Raw genomic sequence first — 2,632 nt, forward strand, 5'->3', positions numbered from 1 at the left:
TCCTTCTCCGGTGGCAAAGCCAAAATGTTCGGCGTGCTCACGCTGTCAGGTCCAACAAACGTCCGGCTGGCCGAGTGCACCTCAAAACCGCCCGACGTGCCGTGTTTGATCTGTCCGGCCGTCCACCGGGTATAGCTGCCGCCGCCGTTGATCTCGACCTCCTGCTGCGCGCTGATGGTGATCTTGTTCGCGGTCACCGTCACGTTCAGCTTCGCCAGCAGGTTGATACTGTCCTTCAGCGCCTTCACGTCGATGTCGCCGCTGGCAGCAATGAGCCGCATGCCCGCCTCGGCGACGAACAGGCGCAGTGCCCGGCGCGCGCTGGCGAAGAAACCGCCGCCCGTGCTGACCGATACGTGCTCGCCGGTCGTGACCGAGGTGGTCTTGCCGCTGCTCAGGTGAATCTGCTCCGGTGTGCTCGCGGCCACGCCTGCGGGACTTGCCAGCACCAGATGCGGCTGCTCGAACTGCTTGAGTGCACCGCCGCCCTGGATGGCCTTCGCCTGCGCTTTGAGGGTACTGGCGACCGCCTTCTGTTCGCCGTCCTGTGCGCCCGCTGTCTGCGCCGACTGCGCGAGGCTCGCAGCGGTATCCTGGGCGTTCGCCAGCTGGAGGTTCACCTCATCGACGCTGAACGCGTCACCGCTCGCGCCGGGGCGCGGGTGGGTCGTCAGCAGCAGTCCGCGCGCACTACGCACGGCACCAAGTCCGTCCGTGCGCAGCTCGACGCCTTCACCGCGTTTCTCGCCGCGACCAGCAGGTTCGCTCACGCGCGTGATATAGCCTGCGTGGAAGCCCGATTCGAGGTGGTCGCTGCGTATCTGCGTCTGCACCTGCCCGCTCGTGTCATCCTTGAGCCAGACATTGTTCTGGCTGCCGCCGATTTCCTTGCTCACGAACCCTGACAGCATGTGCTGACCGGGCAGGTTCCATTGCGGCCGGTTCGCACCGTTTCCCACGCGGGCCGTGACGATCGGCCGGTCCGGATCGCCGTCGAGAAACGATACGACCGCCTCGTCGCCAGTTCTCGGCAGCTGGATGCCGCCGAAGCCGCCGCTTGCCCACGGCTGCGCGACACGTACCCAGCACGAACTCCGGTCGTCGCGCTGGCCGATGCGGTCCCAGTGAAACTGCACCTTCACGCGGCCCAGTTCGTCCGTATAGACTTCCTGTCCGCCCGGTCCCACTACGGTCACCGTCTGCAACTGCATGACCGGCTTGTGATGCTCGAACGGGCTGCGGTATGGCACGGACTTGCGCTGGACCTCGATCTCGACGCGGAAAAAACCGCCCGATCCGTCCGGGTGTGACACGCTGGAGGCCGGGCCGTCCTGAGTGCTTTCACGTGCCTGGGCTATCCGGTTTTGCAGGCTGTGCGGGAAATTCGCATGGTGGCTCGATACCGGAATGTTGTTCTCGATCAGCCACACCGTTTCGATGATCGCAAACTGCCGCCTGTCGGCACGTTCCGGGTCGTGCTCCGGATGCCCGTCGAGTTCGAACCACCGGCCGGCGTCGACGCCGCGCACACCGCCGACACCGTAAAACCGCATCGCTTCCGACTCCCATTGCTCCATGCGGATCTTCGACAGATGCTCGCCGCGATCATGTTTCAGGTACGTATAGGGACCGGTGTACTCGTACACCTCCAGTTGCTCGGGCAACTCGTGCGACAGCGTGGGGATGCTGGTGCCTTTCGGATTGGCCAGCGAGGACGGGCTTTTGTAGTCGGCCGTGCGGGTCGTCAGCACCGCACTGTGCAGGGTGCGTTCACTCGACCAGTGAACCAGCGCGTCCAGTTCGCTGTTCGTACCGTAGCGGGAAAACTGCACTGTCTGCGGGGCGAGCGGTTCAAGCGTGTCGAGCCAGTCCGTGATCGTCAGCGTGTGTGATTTGCCGTCCCCGGCCTGCGTCCAGAAGCCGAACAGCCCTTCCTCTTCCATCAGGCGGTGAACGAAGTTCCAATCGTCCTCGTATTGCGTGCAATACGACCTCGGCGGTAACGGCTTCGAGAGTTTGAACTGGAACTGGCCTTTCGCCTGGGAGTGGGCATTGAACACATCGGTGAGGATGACATCGGCGGGCTTATCCTGCCAGATGCGCTGGTCGCGGCGGAATTTGAGGAAATTCATCCACGAGGCAAAGCGGATTGAATAACTGGTTAATCCGCCATCCGATCCCAGCCGCCGCAAGGCAAATACATAGCCGTGAAAGGGGCGATAGGATTTGTCCGCCTGCTGAAGCCACAGGGTTACCGGTTGGCCGATCAGTTTTTTAAGCTTGATATTGCCGTTTGTCGACTGCACGTCGAGCGTGAATTCGAAATGCCGACCGATCCGCGACCAACCCACCGCCCGTTGCGGCAGCAGGATATTGTTTCCTAATGGCGTATCCAGTTTCAGCAGGCGATCCTGCTGGATCAGGCCGCTCTGAATGGCTCTCACAATATCCTGCGCATTCATTTCCACCCCAGTTTACTTTTTACGTGTTTATTGTCGTGAGCGACAGAGGGTTTTTGTGACCTGGCAGTCGATCGATTTACCGGCAATGTCCACCCCGGTACGAGTTCTCGATGCCACTGGCACGCTCCGGTGACATGCCACAGACTTAATGAAATACAGATAGGCTATTT

Annotated in this window: 1 protein-coding gene; it reads right to left on the reverse strand. The window is 61.6% G+C overall.

Features of this window, described 5'->3' with window-relative positions:
• Positions 1–2,444, reverse strand: a 2,444-nt coding sequence (locus DLM46_RS38775) for a type VI secretion system Vgr family protein (protein WP_341868629.1), incomplete at its 3' end; no start/stop codon positions are given.
• Positions 2,445–2,632 lie beyond the last annotated feature (188 nt).

The sequence above is a fragment of the Paraburkholderia lacunae genome (assembly GCF_003353175.1).
Classification (GTDB): Bacteria; Pseudomonadota; Gammaproteobacteria; order Burkholderiales; family Burkholderiaceae; genus Paraburkholderia; species Paraburkholderia lacunae.